Origin of the sequence: Pontibacter ruber (assembly GCF_023630205.1) — a bacterium.
Taxonomy (GTDB): Bacteria; Bacteroidota; Bacteroidia; order Cytophagales; family Hymenobacteraceae; genus Pontibacter; species Pontibacter ruber.
This window is the reverse complement of sequence record NZ_JALPRR010000004.1, coordinates 357453-381916: the sequence shown is the minus strand read 5'-3', so window position 1 is coordinate 381916 and position 24464 is coordinate 357453. Positions and strand designations below refer to the sequence as shown.

The following is a 24464-nucleotide window of genomic DNA, read 5'->3' as shown; positions in this document are numbered from 1 at the left end:
TATTAAGCATTATCATATCTAACTATAACCAACATTAGCAGGATTACTGCACGTATATACAGCATGCAACACATATACGCCAGCACATGTTTAGAATTCTCCTCCCTGTAGATCTGTCTGAAAGCACCACCAACGCCTGCCAGTATGCGCTGTCGCTGGCGGCCGCAGTACCTGATGCACACATCCTGCTCATGCACTGCTTCCAGGACTACCTGGCCGATGCCGATCCGGACACTCCTTCTACGGCAGGTTTATCTCCTTCCGATGTGGTAACAGAACGCGTACTGCACCGCAACGAAGCAGAGGCACAGCAGCAGTTTGATGCGCTCTACGAAAGCTTGCTAAGCCGCACCCGGTCCACAGCAGGCCACGTGCACCTGGACCGTACGTTCATACATGGCCTGCCGGAAGACAGGATACCGGAGCAGATCGAGCGCTTCCATCCCAATCTGGTTATCATGGGTACAAAAGGCGAATCTAACCTGGCCCGATCTTTCTTCGGCACCGTTACCACCAAGCTCGTGCAGGACATCCGGGTGCCCGTACTTACTGTACCCCAACATGTTGAGGCACACCGGATCAGCAGAGTGCTTTATGCCACTGATTTTGATGCGACAGATACCCAGACGATAGCCGATTTGCTGCAGCTGCTTGAGCCTTTACAACCTGTTACTTACTGCGTTCATGTGTCGGAGCACAGCGATAAGAAAGACCGTGAAAAGCTGGCTGCTCTGCAGCAAGAGCTACAGAGCAGCACAGGTGGCAATGTACACTTTATGTTACTGGAAGGCGACAACGTAGCAGATACCCTGCAGGATTTTGCTAAAAAGGAAAGTATAGACGTGCTGGCCCTGACTACCCGCGAACGGGATATACTGGCCAGTATCTTCAGTCCGAGTTTGGCAAAAAAGCTGGTGCTACACGCAGAGCTGCCTTTGCTGGTGTTTCACAGCGAAGCATAGTCCTAGCTGCGGCTGTCTGCCAGCACCTCCAGTTGTGCCATCAGGGATTCGTAGTAGCGCTCCAGGGCACCTTCGCTGGTTGCCAGGAATAGGAAAGGCTCGATCAGCTCCAGCTCCATCAGCACCAGTTCGCCGTTCAGTTCTACTCCATCCACACGGGCGTACAGGCAGTCTGAGGCAAATTTATCTACTAAGTTGTGGGCCGCCTCCAACAGTGCAGCTGGTGGCTCCGGTGTATGGATCGTGCCGCCAAAGAAGTGCTGTACCCTAAAGTCGCCGGGCTTGGCTGTTTTAAGGACGGTGTGGCTATACTCTCCGTTAAAGAATAGGAACGACCACTCCCCTTTTGTCTTGATCTCCGGCAGGAATGGCTGTGCCAGGAAAGGCTCCTGCTCCAGCAGTCCGTTTATACTTGCTATACTTACAGCCGCTGTTTCTTTGTCTAACGCCAGGGTATTTTTTGCGCCGCCGCTTACGCGTGGCTTTACAATGATCTTATCTGTATCGAGTGCTTTGAAAACAGCCTCCGCATCGAAGGTCGTGCCCTGCTCCAGCCAATACGTTGGCACTACGGCAATGCCCTCTTCCTGCAGGTCCTTAAAGTATACTTTGTCGGCGTTCCAGCGAATGGTTTTTACCGGGTTCAGCACGTGGCAATCCAGTTGCTCCAGCTTATCCAGCCATTGGTAGAAGGCGTTTATTTTATCGAAGTAATCCCAGGGAGATTTGATAACAATGGCGTCAAACGCTGTCCAGTCCACCTGCTCATCATCCCATACCTGGAACGAGATATCCAGTCCTTTTTCCTGCAAAAAGTTGAAAAGGCGCTCATCTTCGCTGTCGGCGTTGTGGGTATAACTGCCAAGGCTCTGACAAGTTACCAACGCTATTTGTAGTGTTTGCATAATTGTTGATATTTGTTGCGAAATTATACTTTCTCCTCCGCAGAAACTACTGGTAAAAGTTACTTTTGCTAAAACTTTTAAGAGGGCTGCTCACGTATGTAAGTATAGTTCTCGCCTTCTATTTAAAGCACGTTATACATGTTTTTCCCGCTCAACTACAGCCTTTGCTGCAGGTGCAGTCATTCTGCCCGCCTGTTTGTGCTGGTGTTGCTCTTTTCAGTCAGCTCCTTATCCGGGGCGTGCAGTACTGAAACAGACAACACGGAGCGTGAAGACGTTCCCCGTGAGCGCGCCGTACCAAAATTACAGCCTGATACCATGGCTGCGCGTCGTCCTTCTGCCGCTGTTTCCATCCTGGACAACCCATTTGTAGCCGATCAGAAACAGAGCCGGAAGCTTGATGCCTACTTTGCCCGCATCAATGCTGACTTTACCTTAGACGCGGAAGGCATCGAGAATATACACAGCGCGGAGGTTACCGACACCATTTATACCATCCGCTTCGGCGAATCTGCCATTGAGTTTTATGCCCCTACCCAAACGGGAGACCTGCTCCTGCAAATGGCCGATATCCGCAACAGTGGCGTTACCTTGCGTAACAACATGCGTGTGGGCATGAGCCAGGCTGAAGTAATGGCCAAACTCAAGAACTTTGACGTGCGCATCCTGCAAACTCCCAGCGAGATTGTGGCCACCTCCCGCGAAGGAGCTCCCTCTTCGCTGCGCTTCTATCTTAAAAGCGGCAAAGTGAACCGCATCCTCTACGAAGGGTATGTGGACTAATGGTTAAATTGTTAATTTCCTCCTGGTTTACAATTCTGATCTGAAGCCCTACCTTTGCCGCACAAACTATACTTTAGAACATGCGCATCGTTATACAGCGGGTAACACAGGCTTCTGTAGAGATAGATAAAAAGATAAAAGGGCAAATAGGCCCAGGCTTGTTGCTGCTCGTGGGCTTCACTGCCGACGATACCGACGAAGACCTGAAATGGATGGCAAGCAAAGTGGCACAGCTCCGCATATTCGGCGATGCAGAAGGCAAAATGAACCTGAGCGTGCAGGATGTAGGAGGCGATGTGCTCGCCATCAGCCAGTTTACACTTTTTGCTCTTACCAAAAAAGGCAATCGCCCGTCGTACATCAACGCAGCGCCTCCGGCCATTGCCATTCCGTTGTATGAGAAGTTTGTGGGCTACATGGAAGCTGCCTTAGGCAAATCAATACAAACCGGCGAGTTCGGAGCAGACATGAAAGTAGCACTCCTGAACGATGGCCCTGTAACGATTTTCATCGACTCTAAAAACAAAGAATAATTTATTAGCCTTATTAGATATTTCTATATTTTATAGTTATATTTATATAGTTATTCATACTGGGTAACTGCATACCTTATAGCTATATGGCCTCCCCTTTCTGTAACTCAAAAGTGCAGCACGTAGTGGCAAGCTGCCTGCTATTTTACTGCCTGTTTTTTGTTGCGTCCCTGCCTGCTCAGGCTCAGACAGACACAACAATTTCGAAAAGTGTGGTCGGCAAACGCTGGATGGTAGAAACCCGGGATGGTTCTGTCATTCAGGGGATTTATGTAGGGCAAAACGAATCAGGCATTATTCTGCGCACCGAAAGTGCCGGCGAAATAGTTATTCCCCACTCCCAGATCAAAAGCACAAAGGTATTGGAAGATAACCGCATGCGGAATGGCGAGTACTGGTTCGAAAACCCGAATGCCACACGCTATCTTTTTGGCCCGTCTGCTTTCAGCCTGAAGAAAGGCGAGGCTTATTACCAAAACACCTACCTGGTGCTCAACTCCTTTAATGTCGGCTTAACGGATAACATAACTATGGGAGGCGGCTTTGAGCTGATTTCCACCTTCACCGGGAACCCCGGCTTTTATATTACACCCAAGGCTACTTTTAAGATAAGTGAGAAATGGCGTGCCGGCGGTGGTATACTTTATGCCAATGTTATGGGCGATGAAATAGAGTTTTCAGGATTAGGCATGGGCTATGGTATCGCCACTTACGGCAACTCCGATAATAATGCCACTCTGGGAGTAGGCTATGGTTTTGTAGACGGAGACTTTTCCACCAAGCCCTTTATCACGTTAAGCGGCATGAAACGTGCCAGCCGCCGCATTGCCTTCGTTACTGAAAACTGGCTGGTGCCCGATAACAACTACTATGGCATACTTTCTTATGGGCTTCGCTTTATGGGTGAGCGCATAACAGTTGACCTGGCCTTTTTAAATAACCGGGAGATCTCCAACGAAATTGCCATAGGGGTTCCATATATAGATTTTGTGGTTAAATTTGGCAGGTAATCTATAGTATAAAAGTATAAACCATGACCATAGCCGAAGCGCAGCAGATTGTAGACAATTGGATAAAAGAAAATGGGGTGCGCTATTTCAACGAGCTGACCAACATGGCTATACTTACCGAAGAAGTTGGCGAGGTGGCCCGTATTATTGCACGACAGTACGGGGAGCAGTCGTTTAAGAAAAGCGACGAAGGCAAGCAACTCTCCGATGAGCTGGCCGATGTTCTTTTCGTGCTGATCTGCCTGGCAAACCAAACCGGCATCAACCTGACCGAGGCACTACAGAAAAATCTCGAAAAGAAAACATCCCGCGACAGTGACCGCCACAAGCAGAATGAGAAACTGAAGTGAGTTAAAGAGTTTTGGAGTTAGAGAGTTAGAGGGTTAGAAAGTTAGAAGTTTAGAGAGGTAAGAAATTACAACACCATCAAAAATAATAGAAACAAAGAGGCCCGCTCACTTGAGTCGGGCCTCTTTGTTTTACTTTCTAACTCTCTAACTTTTTAACTTTCTAACTCTTTAACTGCCCTAAGGTCCACCAGGCGGTCCTCCTTCCACACCGGCAGCACATCGTACTCATCGTGGCGCAGGCAAAACTCGATATCCTTGTGTATCTCCAGGTTCTCCAGGCGGCGCACATGCGACGACTGCCTCAGGAAAGCAAGCAGATCAGCCTTGGCTGTATGGTACAGGTATAGCGAGGCGAGTGTAGCGTCATTTTCGGATTCAAATTCATACTGCAGCCTTTCTACCAGCGCTCCGGCAAAAAGAGTGTCTTCCAGGTTAAACTTGCCTTTCCAGCCGGCACAAACCACCAACACATCCAGCTGCAGCTCTTTCAGGTGCTGCGCCACCGCCTGCAGGTTCAGGAACGAGCCAACTATAATTTCGTCTGCCTCTTCAGACAAACGGATGGCGCGGGTGCCGTTGGTGGTGGTAATGGCGATGGTACGGCCTTCAATGTTTCCGTTCATGTAGCCGAACGGCGAATTGCCCAGGTCAAAACCTTCGGCCTTTATGCCGTCGCGCTCTGCAGCTGTAAGGCAACCTTTCTCTCCAAATGTACGGCACTCCTCCAACTGCATCACCGGAATAATATCGGCAGCACCGTGCGCAAACGCTGTTACCATGGTAGAGGTAGCACGCAACACATCTACTGCCACTACAGCCTTCCCCTTCAGATCATACAAGTGCAACAGCTCCGGGCTATAGCAAACATCTATACTTGGCATTGATCAAATTGTTGATTGTTACATTGCTGATTGTTGATTGTCGTATTGTCCGGCAATGCGAACAACAATTAACAACCAGCAATCAGCAATTACTTATTTCTTCACAAACGGCAGTTTTACCACCTGTGCTTTCATGTCTTTGTTGCGTACGCGCACATAAATTTCTGTGCCTGGCTTGCTCAGTTCCTGCTGCACGTAGCCAAGGCCAATGCCTTTGCCCAGCGTTGGCGACATGGTACCGGATGTAACCTCTCCCACTTGTTCGCCTTCGACATTTACGATCTCATAATGAGCTCTTGGAATGGCTTTGTCTACCATCTCGAAACCTACCAGCTTTTTGCTAACACCGGCAGCTTTTTGCTCTTTCAGGTTTTCAGAGTTCGTAAATTCTTTGTCGAATTTGGTGATCCAGCCCAGACCCGCCTCCAGCGGCGAGGTGGTATCGTTGATGTCGTTTCCGTAGAGGCAGAAGCCCATTTCCAGGCGCAACGTGTCGCGGGCACCCAAACCGATCGGCTTGATACCGAAAGGCTTGCCTGCTTCCATGATAGCGTCAAACACACGCTTGGCGTCTTCGTTCTTCACATAGATCTCGAAACCACCGGCACCGGTATAGCCTGTAGCCGATACGATCACATCAGGCACACCGGCAAACACCCCTTTATCAAAAGTATAGTATACCATGCTCGCCAGGTCAATAGAAGTCAGCGACTGCAGTGCTTCTATGGCTTTAGGGCCCTGCACAGCGAACAGCGATATCTGGTCAGAGATGTTCTCCATCTCAGCACCCTGCGTGTTATACTTGTTGATCCACTCCCAGTCTTTGTCAATATTGGAGGCATTCACCACCAGCATATACTCTTCTTCGCCGAAACGATATACCAGCAGATCGTCCACAATGCCGCCTTGTTCGTTAGGCAAGCACGAGTACTGCACTTTACCATCAGCAAGTTTAGAGGCATCGTTCGAGGTAACACGCTGGATCAGGTCCAGCGCCTGTGGGCCTCTTACCATAAACTCACCCATGTGCGACACATCAAATATACCTACTGCATTGCGCACCGTGTTGTGCTCCTCTAAATCTGATGAATAGCGCACCGGCATGTTGTATCCTGCAAAAGGCACCATTTTAGCACCCAGTGCCTCGTGCACATCATTTAAAGCAATTTTCTTTAGTTCCATTGGTTCGTTATCTGCTAAATCAAGTAGTTACAGGCAAATGTAAATAAATTTAATACGCTTGTAAAAATTAAAGCTTTTAACTCATCCAAGGTTTTACTTTCGGCTGCGCATACTTGGCTTCCCGCGCGGCCCGTGTTTTCAGTAAGTATATAAATTGAAGGTTGAGCAGGCGAATTTTCTTTCTATAGTTCAATCTAAATACAGAAACGAACCATAACCCTGCACAGAAAGAGGCGTATTGGTTACTTATTGCTTTTAGCCAAAAAACGATGATTTTCAATTTACAACTTCCGGCTGTGCCCCAACAGGCATCTAACGCTATACTTTACGTGCCATCATTTTTACCGCTTTCTCTCCGGAACTGGCACCTCCTTTGGGTATATTTTTATAGTTTTGAAAGATAACAAGCCGTTGCTTTCATTTGCTGCAGCTCTCAGCAGTTGGCAGTACACCCAGTCTTGCATCGCGTTAGGTAAAAACTAAATGAAGTTATCTGTTAAGCTATTCATCGGGTTCGTCCTGATCTCTATTCTCTTTTTAGCTGTTGCACTCGTCAACTTCCGTCTGTCTGAAGACGTGGTGGAAAACACACAATGGGTATCCCGCTCACAGATCGTGGTGCGTAACTCGGCATCGTTGCAGCGTAACATCATCGATATGGAATCCAGTTTGCGCGGTTATATGCTGAATGGCAACAAAACGTTTCTGGAGCCATACGTAGAAGCAAAAGACCAGCTCCCTGCACTATTTACGGAAATTAAAAATTATACTGCCAACTCTCCGGATCAGACAAAAAAGATCAATGAGATCGTACAGTCGCATCAGCGGTGGCAGAAACTATATGCCGAACCGCTCATTTCGCTTAGAACCACTGATACCATACCTGCAGCCCGTAACGCACTAAACGCCAAGATCGATAGCCTGGTACTAGGCGAAAAATTAGTGATGGACACTATACGTACGGCTTTCCGCGAGTTTAACTCTTTCGAATACCAGGTACGCGAAACCAGACGCGAGCGGCTTGGAGACAGTATCGAAAATACCCGACATGTTTCCACTATCCTTACTATTGTGTCGGTACTACTCGGCCTTGGTTGGGCGTTCTATATTACGCGCCTTATCTCGGGCAGGATCATGAAGATGGTGACCCTGGCAGATCGTATATCCAAGGGTGAGTATAAAACCCAGATCGTGGACACGGCCAACGACGAACTCAGCCAGCTCTCATACTCACTCAACCGGATGTCCAACACCATTGACGAAACCTTTACCGAGCTGGAGAAGAAGAACAAGGAGCTGGACCAGTTTGCCTACGTAGTATCGCATGACCTGAAGGCACCTCTCCGTGGCATTGAAGTAGCGTCGCGCTGGGTAGAAGAAGACATGGGCAAGGAGTTGCCGCCAAACGTGCAGGAATACCTGATGATGATGCGCGTGCGTGTGCACCGCATGGAGAACCTGATCAACGGTATACTTGATGTTGCCCGCATTGGTCGTACCAAACACGCAACAGAGGATGTGGACGTAAACGAATTGCTTACAGAAGTAGTTGACATGCTTACGCCGCCTGCTGGGTTTAAAGTAGAGGTGCAAAACCATCTGCCGGTACTGCATACAAATCGAACGCAGTTGCATCAGGTTTTTTCTAACCTCATCAGCAATGCTTTGAAGTATCACCACAATCTGAACGGGCATGTACACGTTACGTGTCAGGATAGCAGCGATTCGTTTTATACGTTCTCCGTTTCAGACGATGGCCCTGGCATAGACCCTGCGTACCACGATCGTATTTTTGTTATTTTCCAGACACTACAGGAACGCGACGCTGTCGAGAGCACAGGCGTTGGTTTAGCGATCGTTAAAAAGATCGTTGAGCGTCAGGGTGGATCGATCTGGGTAGCGTCACAGTTAGGCAAGGGAGCTACTTTTAGCTTTAGCTGGCCAAAGAATCAGGAATAACAGTTATAAATTCCTTACTTTTGTTTTACAGTAATATTTTATCTGATTTAAAAGCATGACCGATAAAACAGTAAATATCCTTTTAGTAGAAGACGACTATCTGGATATCATGAATGTTGAGCGAGAACTTAAAAAAATAAATATTACCCACCCTATTCATGTGGCACGTAACGGGCGGGAAGCCTTATCGATGCTACGTGGCGAAGGAGGCACTCCGAAAATCACACCGGCACCTAGTGTCATCCTGCTTGATATCAACATGCCTAAAATGAATGGGCTTGAGTTTCTGGCAGAGGTGCGCCGCGAACCAGAGTTCAGCCACATCCCGGTTTTCATTATGACAACCTCCAATGAAGAGACGGACCGCTTTGCAGCACAGAAGCTAAATGTGACAGGTTATATCGTGAAGCCTCTTACCTTCGACAGCTTCGAAAACAGCCACTCTTCACTTGACAGCTTTAGCCTGTTCCTGGATCTGATCAAGCTGAAATAAGCTATACTTGCGAAATGCCCTCAGGGAGGTGATGTTTATACTTCATCCCTCCTGCTAACCGGGCAGGTAACTAGTTGCAAATCTCAGCTTTCAAAAAGTGGAAGCGGCTCCGCCAGCAGGGTAAACGATTGCCTGTGATGCAGGCATGCGCCATGCGCTGCAATAGCTTCCCGGTGCTTTTTAGTAGGATATCCTGCATTCTGATCCCAACCATAGAAAGCGTACTCTTTCGCAAGCTCGGACATCAGGTCATCGCGGTGCGTTTTGGCCAGTACGGAAGCAGCTGCAATAGAGAGGTATTTCCCGTCTCCCTTTACCATGCAGGTGTGTGGTATTTCCCCATAAGGTTTAAAGCGGTTACCGTCTATCAGCAAATACTCCGGCGCAAGCGATAACCTTTCTACAGCCCGATGCATAGCCAGAAAAGTGGCCTGCAGAATATTTATCGCATCGATCTCAGCAGGTGTAGCTTCTGCGACAGACCAGGCCACTGCATCCCGGTAAATATCTTCCCGCAATAATTCCCGCTGTTTCTTGCTTAGCTGCTTTGAATCTGTCAGCAGGTCGTGTTTGTAATCGGCAGGAAGTATAACTGCAGCCGCTACCACCGGCCCAGCCAGGCAGCCCCGACCAGCCTCATCAACGCCTGCCTCCCAGGTATATCCGCTATGGTTCGATATCAGTGTCATACAAGTATAAATGCCCAAAGATAAGCATATCTTCAAACCAGTTTACAGGGCTGTTTAGTTTCTTTACAGGGGTAGAAAAGCACACCTGTGTTGAACGGGCAGAGAAAACCTTTTACAAGTATAAAAATTACAGAAAGCTAGAGCATAGGGTATGGCAACTTTCACTTTTGTACCTTTCGGTTTTGAGTCTTAAGTATAATTCAAAAGAAAAGCCTGCCAATATACATTGGCAGGCTTTTGCATATAAAACAGTTACTAAATTAGTATCCTGGGTTCTGCTCCAGTATTGGGTTAGCACTGGTCTCAGAAATTGGAAGTGGCCAGATGAAACGGAAATCCTCGTAAGGTATGGCTGCGATCTTAATGGCATCTGGTCTTACAGTACCACTTGCAGCAACATAATCTTCACGCTTCAGGTTAGCAGCCGCTACTTTGGCAGGTATACCAGCAGGAGCGAACTTACTTTCTTTTGCCAGGCGATGGATATCTTTCCAACGCATGCCTTCAGCTAAGAACTCAATACGTCGCTCGTTGATGATAGCCTGTACCAGCTCATCGCCAGTGATGCCAGTGTATAACTGGTCAGTAGATCTTCCACGAACAGCATTCAACAGCGCAAGCGCTCTGTCGTTATTGCCGGTTCTTGCTTCAGCTTCTGCAACGTTCAGTAATACTTCAGCATAGCGTACTATCGGAGACCAGTCAGACTGTGTAGTAGCATCTCTATACTTGTTAGTATAGATTGCTCTTGCTGTGCTGGTTGTGATTGCACGACGTGCATCTTTTTCAGGCCAGAAAGAAGCGTTCCAGATAATCGGGCTGATAGCTACCAGGGCGCGGCCACCAGTACCAGCATTATACATCTGACCTAGGGAGCCGTTTACACTGGCGTTGTCATTAGCAGAGTTCTCAAATGAGAAGATCGACTCGGAGTTGCTAGCGTTGTTCGCAAACGGTCCTTCAGGCGATGCCGTCAGAGCGTAACCACCAATAGGGCTTGTGAAAGACTCTGTGCCAGTGATAAGTTTGTTACCTTCTGCAATAACGCCAGCCCAGTCACCCATGTGCAGTTTAACTCTAGATTTAAGAGCAATGGCGGCACCTTTCTTAGCCCTAGAAATTTTCTTAGAACCAGCTTCAGGCAGGTTAGCTTCAGCAAAGTCCAGATCTTCCAGCACTTTAGCATAAGCTTCTTTTACAGTTCCTCTTGGCTGCATTCTTGCTTCTTCAACACGTTCTGGGGTGTTTACAGGCAACGTTCTGTAAGGTACACCTGGGTGCGAAGCATCAGTTGTGTGGTTATAAGGGCGTGTAAAGTGCACCAGTAGTTCGTGGTGAGACAGTGCACGCAGGAAACGTGCCTCAGCCACGTAGGCAGCACCTTGTTCTGCCGAGATAACGCTATTAGCTACGGCTCCTTCAACACCTTCTATCACTACGTTAGCTTTGTTGATTACTGAATAAAGCGTCTCGAAGTGGTACACGTTGTTAGCAGAAGCTGCATTGTAGGTAGACTCGTACGTAATAGCGTAGAAGGCCTCCAGGTTCAGCATGTCTTCGCCGCGGTTATCGCCTTGCTCAACGTGTGCCGCACCAAAAGGATAGCCACGTACCGCACCACCAGCATAGAAACCACTCTGAGCTGCGTCATAAACACCAGCCATTGTCAGTTCGATACGCTCAGGAGTAGTAAAGGCACTAACTTCAGTTAAACGGTCGTAAGGGTCAAGTTCTGTAACTTCTTTTTCGCATGAAGTCATCATCAGCGAAAAGCAAACCGCCGGCGCTAATAAAGCTAACTTCAGTCTATTTTTAAGAAAAGATCTATTTTTCATTGTAAGGATAATTAGAAATTAGAAACCAAGGTTTAAACCAACAGTGAACACACGCTGCTGTGGCTGACCATTCCAGTCAACACCCATGTTGCCGTTGTTCAGGTTAGTATAAGTTTCAGGATCAAGGCCACTGTAATCAGAGATCACGAATGCATTCTGCAGCTGTGCGTAGATTCTCAGGCGCTCGATGTTGGCACGCTCAGTGATTGTCTTAGGCAGTGTATAACCTAAAGCCAGGTTACCAACTTTCAGGAAGTTACCGCTCTCAACGAAACGAGAAGAAGATTCGCCGTTCGTGTTGATGAAGTTGCTGTAACCTGCACCGGCAGCCAGTTTCGGAGTTTGGCCATCACCTGGGTTTTCAGGGCTCTGCCATCTGCCAAGGATCTCTCTGCCGTTGTTCTCAAATGCCATTGTTAACAGGTCCTGACGAGTACGGTTCATGATCTTGTTGCCGCCAGAGAAGCGAACAAACACGTTCATGTCAAAGTTGCCATACTTGAAGTTGTTATCAAAACCACCAAACCACTTAGGTAGTGTAGTACCCAGGATAGTTTTGTCAGCAGCTGTCAGGGACGATTGATTACCAAGTACGCTTGGGTTGGCAGGATCATAGCCATAGTATACACCAGCTGATTTGCCAGGAGCAGCAGTCAGGTTACCCTGTACCAGCGAGCCGTCAGCTTTACGGTAAATTGGGTTACCATTTGAACTATTAACGCCTTCGTACTGGTAGCCATAGATCGAGTTAATAGACTCACCTACACGTGTGATAGTATAATCATACACAATGTCGCGGTCATTTACCAGTGCTTTCACTTCGTTACGCTGGGTAGAGAAATTCAGATTAGAGCTCCAGCTGAAGTTAGACTTATCTATAATAGTACCTGAGATGCCGAATTCAAGACCGTCGTTCACTACAGTACCAACGTTTCTAATAATAGAGTTGTTAGGAACACCTAGTGATGGAGGGGTTGGTGCAGCAAGTACAACATCCGTGTTATCTTTCATCCAGTAAGCTACTTCCAGGTTCAGACGGCCATCTAATAAACCAACATCCAGGCCAGCGTCATAGATTTTCTGTGATTCCCACTTCAAATTCTTGTTACCTGTGTTGTTGAAGGCAATACCGTTCATAGAACCATACTGTGCTGGGCCGAATGAGCCAAGGTATGGATAGTTACCACCAGGGATACCGATGTTACCAACTTCAGCGAAGCTACCTCTGATTCTTAGGTCAGAGATGAAACCAAGGGCAGTTGAGTTCTTGAAGAAGCTTTCCTCAGAGATTCTATAGGCTGCAGATACACCTGGGAAATAACCCCAACGGTTGTCTTCAGACAGCTTGGAAAGCTTGTCAGCACGCATTGAGAAACCAATGTAGTATTTGCTGGCATAGTTATAGTTGAAACGACCCAGATAAGAAGCAAGACCGTTTTCACCAATACCACCAAATGCAAACTGGTTAGCAAATGTACCGCTTACCAGGTTCTCGTTGAAGAAACGATCAGACAGGGAAGTGCCCTGAGCCTGGAAGAAACTGCTTCTGTATTTGTTGTATTCCTGAACTGCAGTCAGATCAAGGTTATGTACCTCGTTGAAAGTCTTGTTGTAGCTCAGGATGTTCTGCCAGTTCCATGCTTTGATAGGAGAGTAAGCCTGAGAAACTACACCGTTAGATCCCTGACCGTCGCCATGGCGTGGGTCGTTGAACAGGAAGTCATCAACTAAAGTAAGGTCGGCACCAAGTAACGTCTTGAAACGCAGGTTATCAACCAGTTTGAAGTCCAGGTATACGTTACCTAAACCACGGTATGTAGTAGACTTACGCAGGTTGTTATCCAATACGAAACGGATGTTAGGGATACCGTTTGCAATAGTTGCAGTGTTTGGACCACGGCCAAGAGATCTTGTGTTTACATCATCAATGTTGTAGCCAGTAGGGTCATTTGGATCTAACACCGGTACGTTAGGGTGCATACGGATCACGCTGAAGATGTTACCAGACAAGCTGTTAGCACCTGTAAGCGGGCCTTGGTTGATCTGGCTTGACAAACCAGCCTGTAGACCGAAATCCAGCCACTTGGTTACTTTAGTAGACATGTTAGAACGTACAGTGTAACGCTCTAAGCTGTTAGCACGACCAATACCCTCCTGGTTAGAATAGCCTAAAGAGAAGTAGTATGAGTTTCTGTCAGTACCACCACTAGCAGAGAAAGCGTGGCTCTGCTGGAAAGCAGTGCGGAATACTTCCTTGTTCCAGTCTGTATCATACTCACCCATTACAGCAGGCGAAGTCTGGCCAATGTTTTTATACTTTTCGTTTGTGATGTCCACAAATTCCTGAGCATTCAGCAGGTCGTGCAGCTCGATAGCTTTTGCAGTACCAGCCCAGCCATCATAAGCAAATTTAGCCTGACCAGACTTACCTTTTTTGGTAGTGATCAGGATAACACCGTTAGCAGCACGTGAACCGTAAACCGCTGTAGCAGCACCATCCTTCAGGATCTCGAATGACTCGATATCGTTCGGGTTGATGTCAGCCAGTGCGTTGGTAGGCGTAAATCCACCCAGGTCGCCAGAAGTTGCAGGTACACCATCGATAACAATAAGTGGCTGCGTGTTCGAGTTAATTGAGTTTACACCACGAATGTTGATCTTAGGAGGAGCACCAAGGATACCGGATGGCTGTGTGATCTGTACACCTGAAGCACGGCCAGCCAGCTGCTGATCAAAAGACGGAGTAGCAAGCTGAGAAATGCTTTCACCTTTTACCTGAGCAATAGAGCTGGTAACGTCTTTCTTCTGCTGTGTACCATAACCCACAACAACTACTTCATCAAGTTGGCGCTGATCCACTTCAAGTGTAACGTTGATAGCGCTAGCAGTACCAATAGGACGCTCAACGGTTTTGTAACCGATAAAGCGGAACACTAGGGTGTTGCCATTTTCAGGCACATTAAGAGAGTAAGTTCCGTCTGCGCCTGTGGCAGTACCTACGGTTGTACCTTTTACAAGTACAGCAACGCCCGGAAGCCCTGTACCAGTTGCCTGGTCAGTTACCGTACCAGACACAGTTTTGCCTTGGGCCATTGCCTGCTGCAGCAGGACAAATACCAGAGCAAAACTTACAAGTAATAGTTTTCTCATTGGTTTGTGATTAAGGTAAATTAAATAGTTAAAGATTAGAATAGTTTAGCTTTCAGAAGCACAAAGAAATCCCTGTTCGCCTTTTGTAAGGCGAATTCAACTTCAGTGGCCCGGCACATCCTACTAGGCAGGATGTACCTTTTATACTTTTATATTGATTATCGTTAGCAGGTACTTTTGCCTCTCTGTTGTTCGATTAATTAACAACACCAGATCCGGGCAAAGAAAAGAAGCTTTTTTATGTACAATTACGAACGTAACCCAACAGCCTTACCTCCGCTTCTTTTCAGTCTCCAATAATATGGATATATTCAAATAAAAGCAATAGCAAGCATATTTTTTGCACCTCAGAGATAAGTTACATGAACTGAATAAGTTCGACAGCTCGTTCAGAGATTCGCCTGCATTTTGCTTAACTGATGTAACCTGCATACCTCTTTTGGGCACATTCAGCAGTCTGGACACAAATAATGTTTAAACACAAATCACCCTGTATCAACTTCTCTTTTGAGAACAGATGCTATCCGTTATTCTGTTGTTCCATATCCATAACGCCGTCTCTTATACTTTAAATTTTTTCTTACTTAAAGAAAAACGATTAGAAACTGTGAGAAAATCAATTCTACTTAATAGATCTCAGCATGTAGTATAACTCCGATAATTTATATAAACGTAAACGCTAACCCTGCTACAGCCTGAGCATGAGTTCATGCCGTAGATAACGACAAACAAAAAGCCCGGTGCAGGTGCACCGGGCTTTTTATCTCTATACTATAATCCTTCTAATTGTCTGAACCGTCGTCCCACCAGACACCGTTTGTATTTTGCGCATTGGCATACAGTTCTGATTGCGGATACGGTAACCTAAGCAGATTAGAATGAGTTAAGCATCTGTTTTATTTTTAAAACCATAATCAATATGAGTAAAACTAAGATTACAAATTAAGGCCTGTCCCACCAAACCGGATCTCCTACTCCAACAGCACCAGTAGGTATGTTGGCTGCATTAAGTAAGCGTTCTGATTGTGGGTATGGGAACCTTAAAGGGAATGGGCCCAAAGCATTTTGAGCCGTTTGAATTTCTGGAAAACCTGTCCTTCGATAATCTGTCCATGCCTCTATGTTCGTGAACATAGCAATATATTTCTGGGTCATGATCTGCTCAAGAGAAATAGTACCCGCAGTTGCACTCGCATTTTGGGTTAAATATGCCTCATCAGCTGTTCCTGTTACACTCTCCAGTGCTGCTCTAACGGCCTCATTATAAGCTGTAGCTGCTTCCGCATTGTTTCCTAGTCGCAGGTTGGCTTCAGCTTCTATAAACTTAGCTTCATAGTAAGTAATAACGGGCACAGGTGAATCGATAGAAGCATAATAAGGTCCCATTGGAGATCCGTCTTCAGCCACTCCGGCAGTTGCACCTTCATAGATCGGATTACCTTCCGCATCTGTGTCAAGCGGGGCCACAAAGGCAGGAAGGCGCGGGTCATTAAGGCTTTTCAGCAGCTCAACAAAAAATTCTCCCATTACCACGTCGCCACGCTGCTCGTTAAACTGGTAATATGGATTGGCCTCGGTCTCAGATGACCCAAACAGGAAGAGCGCATTATCTGCGTTGCTGGTAAAACCATTTTGAAGTGCTGCTAAAGCCTGCTGTGCAGATTGCTGAGGATCCACCTGGCTGAGATGATTATAGTACCTGGCTTTTAAAGTATAAGCAGCCTTGATCCATTTAGTCAAATCACCACCATATATCAGATCATCTTCATCCGGTGATCGGAAACTTTCTGTTGCCTGAAGCTCTGCTATTCCCTCATCCAGAAGCGTTTGAACATTAGTATAAATCTGCTCCTGAGGATCATAGATTGGGTTGAAGTTTTCGTCACCTTGAAAAGCCTGTGAAAAAGGAACATCTCCCCAAGCATCTGTTGTAACACCGATCATATTGGCAAGCATGACTTTCGCCACTCCCGAATAATGAGGAGAGCCCTCTTCTGTTGCTTTGTCAATCACCAATCTGGTGTTCTCCATGATTGGATAAAGGCTGAAGCGCCACAGGTTGTTGACATCTGTCTCATTAATCTGATATCTGCCAATAACCAGGTGCTGACGCCCCACACCAGCCAGGTGCTGGGTAAGCACATTGGAGTACCTGCCCAGGTCACCTCCCTGCACATAAGCAAAGCCAGCCTGTGCAGAAGGTAAAATCAGGTTTACATCGGCATCAGCTGGATTATCCGGATCTATATTTGTTTCCTCAAGATCGCAAGATGAAACAAAGCCGACCAAAGCCACGGCAGCTATATATTTGAAAATATCTCTAAGTATCATAGTTGTATTGCTTTATGTGCTAAAAGGTAACCCGTAAACTTAAACCGTAGCTTCTCGTGTTTGGCATGTTAAAGTACTCCAGGCCAAAGCCATTGGACGCTCCAGTCAGGTTGGTTTCTGGATCAATACCGCTATAATCTGTATCTAGCCAGAGGTTACGGCCGGTGAAGGCTACATTCACGGCTGATATAGGTGATCCTTCCAACCATCCACTTGGCAGATTGTATCCTAATGTCAGCTCTCTGAGTCGAACCCATGATGCTTCTTCGACGAACTGCTCGTCAACAACGCCGAAGCCACCGCCCTGACCGGTATACCAGCTCTCATCCAGCACAACCTGTTGCGTATTTGGTGTACCATCCTCCTTTACACCTTCGAAAACAAACAATTCTCCCCTGTTTTCTGTAGCCTTACTTGTTCCAAAAAAGCGCATGATACCTTCCGTACCATTCCAGATGTCTCCGCCCTTCCGAATATCAAACAGGAAAGACAGATTTATACCTTTATAGCTTAAAGTGTTTGTGATACCTGCTGTCCAGTCAGGGTTCGGGTCACCAATAATGCCTTCTTCATCGGCCGGGAATGGGAACCCATCCTCTCCTATGAGTATTTGCCCTTGCTCGTTGCGGGCCCATTTACCACCATACAGCACGCCGTAAGGCTCCCCTACTACCGCTCTGGATGTTGGCCTGGTGAAACCATTTAGTGTGATACTTTCGACACCTTCTATTAACTCTACTACCTCACTTCTGTTCCTGGTAAAGTTGACAATGGCATCCCAGTTGAAATTGTCTGTCTGCACCGGTGTTCCTCTCAAAACAACTTCAACACCCTTATTCTCGATTTCTCCCGCGTTCAACACCTTGGTAAGGAAACCTGAGGTAGCAGAGAAAGCAACCGGGATAATCTGATCTTCTGAAACGTTGCGGTAATAGGTAAAGTCAAGACCTAAGCGGTTCTCAAAAAAGCGCAGGTCCAGACCTGTTTCAAACGATTTGTTCTTTTCAGCCTTTAAATCCGGATTACCCAGTTGCGTGGCAATAGCATAGCCTGGCACCCCTCTGAATGGGAAAGAGATACCTGCTGTCCAACCATCGCCCCAGGCTGGTCTTACATAAGGCGTGGTCAGTGAGTAAGCAGGAGCGTCGTTACCTGCTACTGCGTATGAGATCCTGAACTTACCGAATGGCAGCGTTGTTCCATCGGCCAGGCCAAGGGGCTCTGTAAACACAAAGCCAAAACTCACAGCAGGGTAGAAGAAAGAATTGTCACTGGATGGTAGTGTAGAAGACCATTCGTTACGGCCTGTCAGGTTCAGGAAGTATGTCTCTTTATAAGAGATAGTAGCATCTGCATAAGCAGCAACCCTTTCAATGTCGCGTTGGTTTTCACGGGCAATGATGCTGGCTGCATTTGACAAATCGAAGAATGTCGGGTTGGCTAACGTACTACCCTGAGAGAAAAGACGCTGGAATCTTGACAGGAAGTAATTATGCCCCAGAATTAATCTGGTATTCAGATCTTCAGAGAAATCCCTGTTAAATGTCAGCAGGAGATCTGTATTGAAATCCCTGTTAAAAATCTGCTCTTCAAAGGTCTGTCCTGCAGGAGCAGCTCTGGAAAAGATATCAAGTCCACCTGTTCGCCTGTCATTATAAAAGTCTGTACCTACTCGCAGCGTTGAAGAGAACCAGTCTGTGAATTTATACTCACCTCCAATATAGCCAATCAGGCGGTTTACATCATCTTCAAATGGATTTCGGTTAATACTCCAGAATGGGTTATCATAGCCTGCTCCCTCCCGGTAAGTACGTTGTCTGCCGTCAGGGAGCACATAAGAAGCCGGGTTGTCAGCCGGATCATCGTCTATACCATTGGTCAGGTCGAAAGAAATAGGCGCACGCAATAGCCCAAGCATAACACCGGAAACGTTAGAGCCCTGCTGCAGACGCTTGCCCCCTGATTTGATGTAGTTAGCAGATCCGAAGGTGCTCAGCTTTTCAGAAAGCTGTGTACTACCTGTGATACGGATGGAGGTACGGTCGAATTCGCTTTTTGGCACTACCCCGTTCTGTGTAGAATGCGACAAAGAAACATAGTAATCTGCTTTATCGGTGCCACCTGACAGATTGAGGGTATTGTTCCAGGTGTGGCCTGTTTCGAAGAAATTGTCCAGGTTGTCGTAAGCTATAGCGCGTTTTTCGGTTGCTGTCGGATCATTCTGGCTTACAAGGAAACCATTCACGTCGTAAAGGTATGGCTGACCATCAAAGCGCATGGTATCCAGCAGTGGCCCCCAGGACAGCACGCTGTTAAAACCTGGAAACGTACCCGTAAACTCACCTCCGGAGCCCTGGCCATAACGTCGTTGCAGTTCAGGCAGCTGATTTACCCTATCTAAAGTATAAGAGGTGCTATAGTTAATAACGGCTTTGCCCTTCTGCCCCTTTTTGGTAGTGATAACAATGGCACCGTTACCGGCTCGTATACCATAAAGCGCTGTGGCAGCAGGCCCTTTCAGTACACTCACAGATTCCACATCGTCCGGGTTGATATCCACTGCCCGGTTAGAAACAGCAACTCCTCCCAGCAGGTTGTTATTAGCGCCATTATCCGGGTTCCCTGTAAAACTTGAGGAGTTATCTATCGGAACACCATCGATAACAAAGAGAGGGGTATTAGAGCCTATGATAGACGTATTGCCTCTGATATTAATTTTAGCAGGTGCACCTGGTGCGCCGCTCGCACTAATGATGTTTACACCGGCCACTTTACCGTTCAGGGCATTTACCAGGTTTGGTGTAGTGCTCTTTTCGATCTGTTCGGCACCAACCTGCTGCACCGAATAACCCAGGGCTTTTTGCTCCCTTTCAATACCTATGGCTGTTACCACCACCTCCTCGAGTTGTCGGGTATCAACGTTCATCGTTACATCGATGGTAGAAGCGTTATCAATGTTACGTGTGACAGTGGTATACCCTATAAAACGGAAAGATAAGGTATTTGACCCTTCGGGTACATTGATTGTATAAGCACCATCTGCACCGGTAGTAGTACCCACCGTTGTGCCCTGCACCAGAACAGCTACGCCAGGTAAGCCTTCGCCTGTGGCTGCATCGGTTACCGTACCCGTAACAGTTCTGCCTTGCGCCATTGCCTGCTGCAGCAGGACAAACACAAGGATGAAGTTTAAAAGTAATAGTCTTTTCATGACAGTGGTATTATGATTTTACATGTAAAATTTTGCTTTACTTTTCGCACTGGCGTAATTAACGGAGCCTTCTTCCACAACACGGGAACTAGCTTTTTGAAGAAAAGATGATTTGGTTTTCCTGAACAACTTAACGACAAAGGAACAGGACGCACTTTACATGTGACTGCCCCGCATAGAGGAGTGCCTTTGAAGTGTAATGCTGGTAAAGAAGGAGAGTAACTCTCTGTATCGCTCTATTTGTATGTTTGTAAAGCTCTAACTATAAGCACTGCACTTAAAGGTTTTCAATTGTTATATGGTTTAAGCATGGCTTCACAACCATATCTATATACTACAATAAATTCTTATTATACTTAAATTGTATACGCATTTTAGAAGCTAAAGTAGATGTGCTAATTGTATATTATCTCCTGCAGCATGAGTAATTTTATTTTACATCTACTTATTCCTCAATACTTTAACACACATATAATAGACCAAGACACCTTATACTTTATACTTCCAGAAGTTAACCAATCTGTAGTGCCTGTTCACTTAAAAAACTATTAAAATCTTCAAGGGCTTTATCCGGAAGGTTAAAATAAAAAAGGCACCGTCTCCGGTGCCTTTTTGTTGAGTTAAAGATGCTAATTACGCCTGCATCAGGTACGCTTTGATATACTCATCCAGATCCCCGTCCAGCACATTCTGCACATCGGTTCGCTCTACCCCTGTACGAATATCTTTGATGAGCTTGTATGGGTGCAGCACGTAGTTGCGTATCTGGGAGCCGAAGTCGATGCGTTTCTTGGTGCTTTCGATCCGGTCGCGTTCAGCGTTCCGTTTCTCCATCTCTATCTGGTAGAGCCTGGATTTAAGCATGCGGATGGCGTGCTCTTTGTTCATGAGCTGTGAGCGCTCGATCTGACACTCGATCACAATGCCGGTAGGTTTGTGCTTCAGGCGCACAGCTGTTTCTACTTTGTTTACGTTCTGCCCACCGGCACCACCTGAGCGGAAGGTATCCCATTCAATATCGCTCATGTTAACCTCTATGTTGATGGTATCATCCACCACCGGATAGGCAAACACCGAAGCAAACGAAGTATGGCGGCGGCCACCCGAGTCGAACGGGGAAATGCGCACGAGGCGGTGTACCCCGATCTCGGACTTGAGGTAACCATAGGCAAAGTCGCCGGTTACTTCAAGCGTAGCCGATTTTATACCTGCCCCTTCGCCTGGGTTGTAGTTGATCTGTTTCACTCCAAACCCATGCGACTCAGCCCACATGATGTACATACGCATGAGCATTTCGGCCCAGTCCTGGCTTTCGGTGCCGCCGGCGCCCGGATTTATTTCCAGAATGGCGCTTAACTGGTCTTCTTCGCTGCTCAGCATGCGCTTAAACTCCAGTCCTTCTACCGCTTCAGACGCCTTTTTATACTCCTGCTGTATCTCCTCTTCTGTTACATCGCCTTCCTTGTAAAAATCAAAGAGCACTTCAAAATCGGTTACAGCCTTCTCTACCTGGTCGTAATGGTCGGTCCATGTTTTTACCGATTTCACTTCTTTCAGGATCTTTTCGGCTTCTTTGGGGTCATCCCAGAAATCGGCGGCAGTAGTTTGCTTTTCTGTTTCTTCTACTTGTTTTTTCTTGGTATCGTAGTCAAAGATACCTCCTCAAGGCCTCTACGCGTGCCTTTAAATCTTTTACTTGTTCGGTTGTCATTTGCTGTGGTTATACTTTGTTATGCTCTAAAGCCAAACATGCTGAAGTATAAACCAGCTGGTTTATACTTCAGCATGTCGCACATTTAAACTCAAAGGCTGATTTTATGTACCCAGTTGTAAGGGTCCGTATCCTGGCCAGTCTTAATTCTGTCGAGAGCGGCAGCAACGTTGTTGGAAACCCGTCTGCTTTCGATTGGCGGCAATTCATAGTCAGTGTCCTGATAGTGGATGGACGCAATCTGTGCAATGGTTGCCGCAGTACCTGTACCAAACGCCTCCTGCAGTTTGCCTGCTTTCTGGGCTGTTATTACCTCCTCAACGGCTACTTTGCGTTCTTCTACTTTTATACCCATGTCGCGTGCCAGTTGCAGCACGCTTTTGCGGGTAATGCCATCCAGGATGGTGGTGCCCGCAGCGGGTGTTACCAATACATTATCGATCACGAACATCACGTTCATCGTACCTGATTCCTCGATGTATTTGTGCTCGCAGGCATCTGTCCAGATGAGTTGGTGGTAGCCTCTCTCCTGCATTTTACGGGCAGGCAACAGGGCTGCGCCATAGTTGCCGGCAGCCTTTGCAAACCCAGCGCCACCCTCTGCAGAGCGCACATAGTTCGGCTCAATGGCTACGTTCAGCGGCTGGCCGTAGTAGGCACCCACCGGGCAGGTGAATACAGCAAAGCGGTAGTTGGAAGAAGGTCGCACCCCGATAAAATCATCCGTAGCAAACATGAACGGGCGGAGGTAAAGAGCACAGCCTGCTGTAGGCGGTACCCAGGCAGCATCCAGGCGGATCAACTGCTCCAGCCCCTGCATAAAAATTTCTTCCGGTATCTCAGGCATGCACATGCGTTGTGCCGAAATATTGAGCCTTTTGAAGTTATCGTATGGCCTGAAGAGCAGGATCTCGCCTTCTGCACTGCGGTAGGCTTTCATCCCTTCGAAAATAGACTGGCCGTAGTGCAGTGCCGACGTAGCCGGACTCAACGGCATGTTGCCATAAGGTACGATCTCGGGTGTTTGCCAGGCGCCGTCCCTGAAGTCGGCCACCAGCATATGATCGGAAAAGATCTTCCCGAACTCAATGTTGTTGTAGTCCAGCTCTGAAATGCGCGACTTGGCCACACGTTGAGTTGGTATCGTTAGCGTATCAACTGACATAGCGATAGTTTTTGTTTTCTACATGATGCCTTAGACGCGGGGCTTCCAGACCACTTCTTCAGCCTGTAGTTCATACGTCATTTTGCGGCAAAGGGCGAACAGGTAATCCGATAACCTGTTCAGGTAAATAATAACCAGGTCATCTACCGGAGACTCTTCCTGCAGACGAATCACCAGCCTCTCGGCACGGCGACAAACGCAACGGGCCACATGGCAGAACGATACCGACTGATTTCCTCCCGGCAGTACAAAGGCACGCAATGGGGGCACTTCCGTTGTATACTTGTCTATCTCTTGTTCCAGCAGTACAACGTCCTCTTCGTGCAGGTCCGGGGTCCCCATTTTAACGTTTTTATCCGGATCGGTAGCCAGGACGGAGCCAATGGTGAAAAGCCTGTCCTGGATCTCTTTCAGAATATCTGCACGTCCCTTGTTAACTTCCTGGTCGCGCACCAGTCCGATGTAAGAATTAAGTTCGTCTACGGTGCCGTAAGACTCGATGCGTAAATGCGATTTGGCTACACGGGTGCCACCTATAAGCGAGGTGGTGCCTTTGTCGCCGGTTTTGGTGTATATTTTCATTAGTGTTGTTCAGCCTGTAGGGTAGATGCCGTGGTAACGTCCAGGTTCGGAGAGTCAGTCTCGACCAGTCCGTCACGGAGGCGCACGATGCGGTGCGCATACTTTGCAATATCCTCTTCGTGCGTTACCATGATGATCGTGTTGCCTTTGGAATGTAGCTTCTCGAACAGCTCCATGATCTCGTAAGAGGTTTTGGTATCGAGGTTACCGGTAGGCTCATCGGCAAGTATGATACTCGGGTTGTTGATGAGCGCCCGGGCAATGGCCACGCGCTGGCGCTGACCACCTGACAACTCGTTTGGCTTGTGCTTGCCCCGGTTGCCAAGCCCTACGCTCTCCAACGCCTTTTGGGCCCGTTCCTCGCGCTGCGATTTGCTGTAGCCAGCATAGATCAGCGGCAGGGCCACGTTCTCAAGGGAACTCTGGCGAGGCAAAAGGTTGAACGTCTGGAACACGAAGCCGATCTCCTTGTTTCGTACTTCCGCCAGTTCGTTATCCGTCATGTTGCTCACGTCCTGCCCGTTCAGGATATACTGTCCGCCGGAAGGCGTATCGAGGCAGCCGATGATGTTCATCAGGGTGGACTTTCCGGAACCGGACGGGCCCATAAAAGCAACGTACTCCCCTTTCTGAATGGTGATGGACACCGACTTCAGGGCGTGGATGGTTTCGCTGCCCATGTGGTATACCCTGGAGATATCGTGTGTCTCGATGATCGTGCTCATGCAGGCT

General features: G+C 47.4%; 19 protein-coding genes. 7 read left to right on the top strand and 12 right to left on the bottom strand.

Going from position 1 to position 24464, the window contains the following annotated elements:
• Positions 1 to 86 precede the first annotated feature (86 nt).
• Positions 87 to 962, top strand: a complete 876-nt coding sequence (locus MJ611_RS18180; RefSeq protein ID WP_250431865.1) for a universal stress protein — start codon at positions 87 to 89, stop codon at positions 960 to 962.
• Between the two features lie 2 nt (positions 963 to 964).
• On the opposite strand, the gene MJ611_RS18175 is transcribed toward MJ611_RS18180, so the two are convergent.
• Positions 965 to 1867, bottom strand: coding sequence for an ATP-grasp domain-containing protein (locus MJ611_RS18175; RefSeq protein WP_250431864.1), 903 nt, complete (start codon positions 1865 to 1867; stop codon positions 965 to 967).
• Positions 1868 to 2005: 138 nt separating this feature from the next.
• On the opposite strand from MJ611_RS18175, the gene MJ611_RS18170 reads away from it, so the two are divergent.
• The 4 genes from MJ611_RS18170 to MJ611_RS18155 all read left to right on the top strand — a co-directional run bounded on the left by MJ611_RS18170 (position 2006) and on the right by MJ611_RS18155 (position 4543).
• Positions 2006 to 2650: a hypothetical protein gene (locus tag MJ611_RS18170; RefSeq protein WP_250431863.1), complete on the top strand. Its 645-nt coding sequence runs from the start codon at positions 2006 to 2008 to the stop codon at positions 2648 to 2650.
• 80 nt (positions 2651 to 2730) lie between these two features.
• Positions 2731 to 3183, top strand: coding sequence for a D-aminoacyl-tRNA deacylase (dtd, locus tag MJ611_RS18165; RefSeq protein ID WP_250431862.1), 453 nt, complete (start codon positions 2731 to 2733; stop codon positions 3181 to 3183).
• Between the two features lie 212 nt (positions 3184 to 3395).
• Positions 3396 to 4193: a hypothetical protein gene (locus tag MJ611_RS18160; protein ID WP_250431861.1), complete on the top strand. Its 798-nt coding sequence runs from the start codon at positions 3396 to 3398 to the stop codon at positions 4191 to 4193.
• Positions 4194 to 4216: 23 nt separating this feature from the next.
• A complete protein-coding gene (locus MJ611_RS18155; RefSeq protein WP_250431860.1) occupies positions 4217 to 4543 on the top strand; it encodes a nucleotide pyrophosphohydrolase in 327 nt (108 codons plus the stop codon).
• A gap of 152 nt (positions 4544 to 4695) precedes the next feature.
• Here MJ611_RS18155 and MJ611_RS18150 read toward each other — a convergent pair whose 3' ends face one another.
• Both MJ611_RS18150 and gcvT read right to left on the bottom strand, forming a co-directional pair.
• Complete coding sequence (locus tag MJ611_RS18150) at positions 4696 to 5424, bottom strand: 2-phosphosulfolactate phosphatase (protein WP_250431859.1); 729 nt, start codon at positions 5422 to 5424, stop codon at positions 4696 to 4698.
• A 93-nt stretch (positions 5425 to 5517) separates the two neighbouring features.
• On the bottom strand, positions 5518 to 6606 hold the full coding sequence (gene gcvT / locus MJ611_RS18145) for a glycine cleavage system aminomethyltransferase GcvT (RefSeq protein WP_250431858.1): 1089 nt from the start codon (positions 6604 to 6606) through the stop codon (positions 5518 to 5520).
• 483 nt (positions 6607 to 7089) lie between these two features.
• Here gcvT and MJ611_RS18140 point away from each other — a divergent pair, with 483 nt between their 5' ends.
• Positions 7090 to 8565 (top strand): sensor histidine kinase, encoded by a 1476-nt coding sequence (locus MJ611_RS18140; RefSeq protein ID WP_250431857.1) that lies wholly within the window; start codon positions 7090 to 7092, stop codon positions 8563 to 8565.
• Between the two features lie 55 nt (positions 8566 to 8620).
• Positions 8621 to 9058, top strand: a complete 438-nt coding sequence (locus tag MJ611_RS18135; protein WP_250431856.1) for a response regulator — start codon at positions 8621 to 8623, stop codon at positions 9056 to 9058.
• A gap of 83 nt (positions 9059 to 9141) precedes the next feature.
• Here MJ611_RS18135 and MJ611_RS18130 read toward each other — a convergent pair whose 3' ends face one another.
• The 9 genes from MJ611_RS18130 to MJ611_RS18090 form a co-directional block, all read right to left on the bottom strand.
• Positions 9142 to 9747: a ribonuclease HII gene (locus tag MJ611_RS18130; RefSeq protein WP_250431855.1), complete on the bottom strand. Its 606-nt coding sequence runs from the start codon at positions 9745 to 9747 to the stop codon at positions 9142 to 9144.
• Positions 9748 to 10007: 260 nt separating this feature from the next.
• Positions 10008 to 11510 carry a RagB/SusD family nutrient uptake outer membrane protein gene (locus tag MJ611_RS18125; RefSeq protein ID WP_250431854.1) on the bottom strand — a complete coding sequence of 501 codons (1503 nt, stop codon included), beginning with the start codon at positions 11508 to 11510 and terminating at the stop codon, positions 10008 to 10010.
• A 90-nt stretch (positions 11511 to 11600) separates the two neighbouring features.
• Positions 11601 to 14732, bottom strand: a complete 3132-nt coding sequence (locus MJ611_RS18120) for a SusC/RagA family TonB-linked outer membrane protein (protein ID WP_250431853.1) — start codon at positions 14730 to 14732, stop codon at positions 11601 to 11603.
• Positions 14733 to 15674: 942 nt separating this feature from the next.
• A complete protein-coding gene (locus MJ611_RS18115; protein ID WP_250431852.1) occupies positions 15675 to 17063 on the bottom strand; it encodes a SusD/RagB family nutrient-binding outer membrane lipoprotein in 1389 nt (462 codons plus the stop codon).
• 19 nt (positions 17064 to 17082) lie between these two features.
• Entirely contained in the window at positions 17083 to 20274 is a 3192-nt protein-coding gene (locus MJ611_RS18110) for a SusC/RagA family TonB-linked outer membrane protein (protein ID WP_250431851.1), read from the bottom strand.
• Between the two features lie 633 nt (positions 20275 to 20907).
• A protein-coding gene (gene prfB, locus MJ611_RS18105) for a peptide chain release factor 2 (RefSeq protein WP_250431850.1) occupies positions 20908 to 21985 on the bottom strand; the annotation gives its coding sequence in 2 pieces (ribosomal slippage) (positions 20908 to 21924 and positions 21926 to 21985; 1077 coding nt in all).
• A 91-nt stretch (positions 21986 to 22076) separates the two neighbouring features.
• Positions 22077 to 23150: a branched-chain amino acid aminotransferase gene (locus tag MJ611_RS18100; protein ID WP_250431849.1), complete on the bottom strand. Its 1074-nt coding sequence runs from the start codon at positions 23148 to 23150 to the stop codon at positions 22077 to 22079.
• Between the two features lie 30 nt (positions 23151 to 23180).
• The gene (locus MJ611_RS18095; RefSeq protein WP_250431848.1) at positions 23181 to 23732 is read right to left on the bottom strand and encodes a cob(I)yrinic acid a,c-diamide adenosyltransferase; all 552 of its coding nucleotides are present in this window, start codon (positions 23730 to 23732) and stop codon (positions 23181 to 23183) included.
• Positions 23732 to 24457 carry an ABC transporter ATP-binding protein gene (locus MJ611_RS18090; protein ID WP_262921707.1) on the bottom strand — a complete coding sequence of 242 codons (726 nt, stop codon included), beginning with the start codon at positions 24455 to 24457 and terminating at the stop codon, positions 23732 to 23734. Before MJ611_RS18090 ends, MJ611_RS18095 begins: the two co-directional genes overlap by 1 nt.
• Between the last annotated feature and the right edge of the window lie 7 nt (positions 24458 to 24464).

Bases quoted from the DNA above. Each gene is read 5' to 3' on its own strand.
- MJ611_RS18180 (WP_250431865.1), top strand. From the start codon at position 87: ATGTTTAGAATTCTCCTCCCTGTAGATCTGTCTGAAAGCACCACCAAC.
- MJ611_RS18175 (WP_250431864.1), bottom strand. From the start codon at position 1,867: ATGCAAACACTACAAATAGCGTTGGTAACTTGTCAGAGCCTTGGCAGT.
- MJ611_RS18170 (WP_250431863.1), top strand. From the start codon at position 2,006: ATGTTTTTCCCGCTCAACTACAGCCTTTGCTGCAGGTGCAGTCATTCT.
- dtd (WP_250431862.1), top strand. From the start codon at position 2,731: ATGCGCATCGTTATACAGCGGGTAACACAGGCTTCTGTAGAGATAGAT.
- MJ611_RS18155 (WP_250431860.1), top strand. From the start codon at position 4,217: ATGACCATAGCCGAAGCGCAGCAGATTGTAGACAATTGGATAAAAGAA.
- MJ611_RS18150 (WP_250431859.1), bottom strand. From the start codon at position 5,424: ATGCCAAGTATAGATGTTTGCTATAGCCCGGAGCTGTTGCACTTGTAT.
- gcvT (WP_250431858.1), bottom strand. From the start codon at position 6,606: ATGGAACTAAAGAAAATTGCTTTAAATGATGTGCACGAGGCACTGGGT.
- MJ611_RS18140 (WP_250431857.1), top strand. From the start codon at position 7,090: ATGAAGTTATCTGTTAAGCTATTCATCGGGTTCGTCCTGATCTCTATT.
- MJ611_RS18135 (WP_250431856.1), top strand. From the start codon at position 8,621: ATGACCGATAAAACAGTAAATATCCTTTTAGTAGAAGACGACTATCTG.
- MJ611_RS18130 (WP_250431855.1), bottom strand. From the start codon at position 9,747: ATGACACTGATATCGAACCATAGCGGATATACCTGGGAGGCAGGCGTT.
- MJ611_RS18125 (WP_250431854.1), bottom strand. From the start codon at position 11,510: ATGATGACTTCATGCGAAAAAGAAGTTACAGAACTTGACCCTTACGAC.
- MJ611_RS18120 (WP_250431853.1), bottom strand. From the start codon at position 14,732: ATGAGAAAACTATTACTTGTAAGTTTTGCTCTGGTATTTGTCCTGCTG.
- MJ611_RS18115 (WP_250431852.1), bottom strand. From the start codon at position 17,063: ATGATACTTAGAGATATTTTCAAATATATAGCTGCCGTGGCTTTGGTC.
- MJ611_RS18110 (WP_250431851.1), bottom strand. From the start codon at position 20,274: ATGAAAAGACTATTACTTTTAAACTTCATCCTTGTGTTTGTCCTGCTG.
- MJ611_RS18100 (WP_250431849.1), bottom strand. From the start codon at position 23,150: ATGTCAGTTGATACGCTAACGATACCAACTCAACGTGTGGCCAAGTCG.
- MJ611_RS18095 (WP_250431848.1), bottom strand. From the start codon at position 23,732: ATGAAAATATACACCAAAACCGGCGACAAAGGCACCACCTCGCTTATA.
- MJ611_RS18090 (WP_262921707.1), bottom strand. From the start codon at position 24,457: ATGAGCACGATCATCGAGACACACGATATCTCCAGGGTATACCACATG.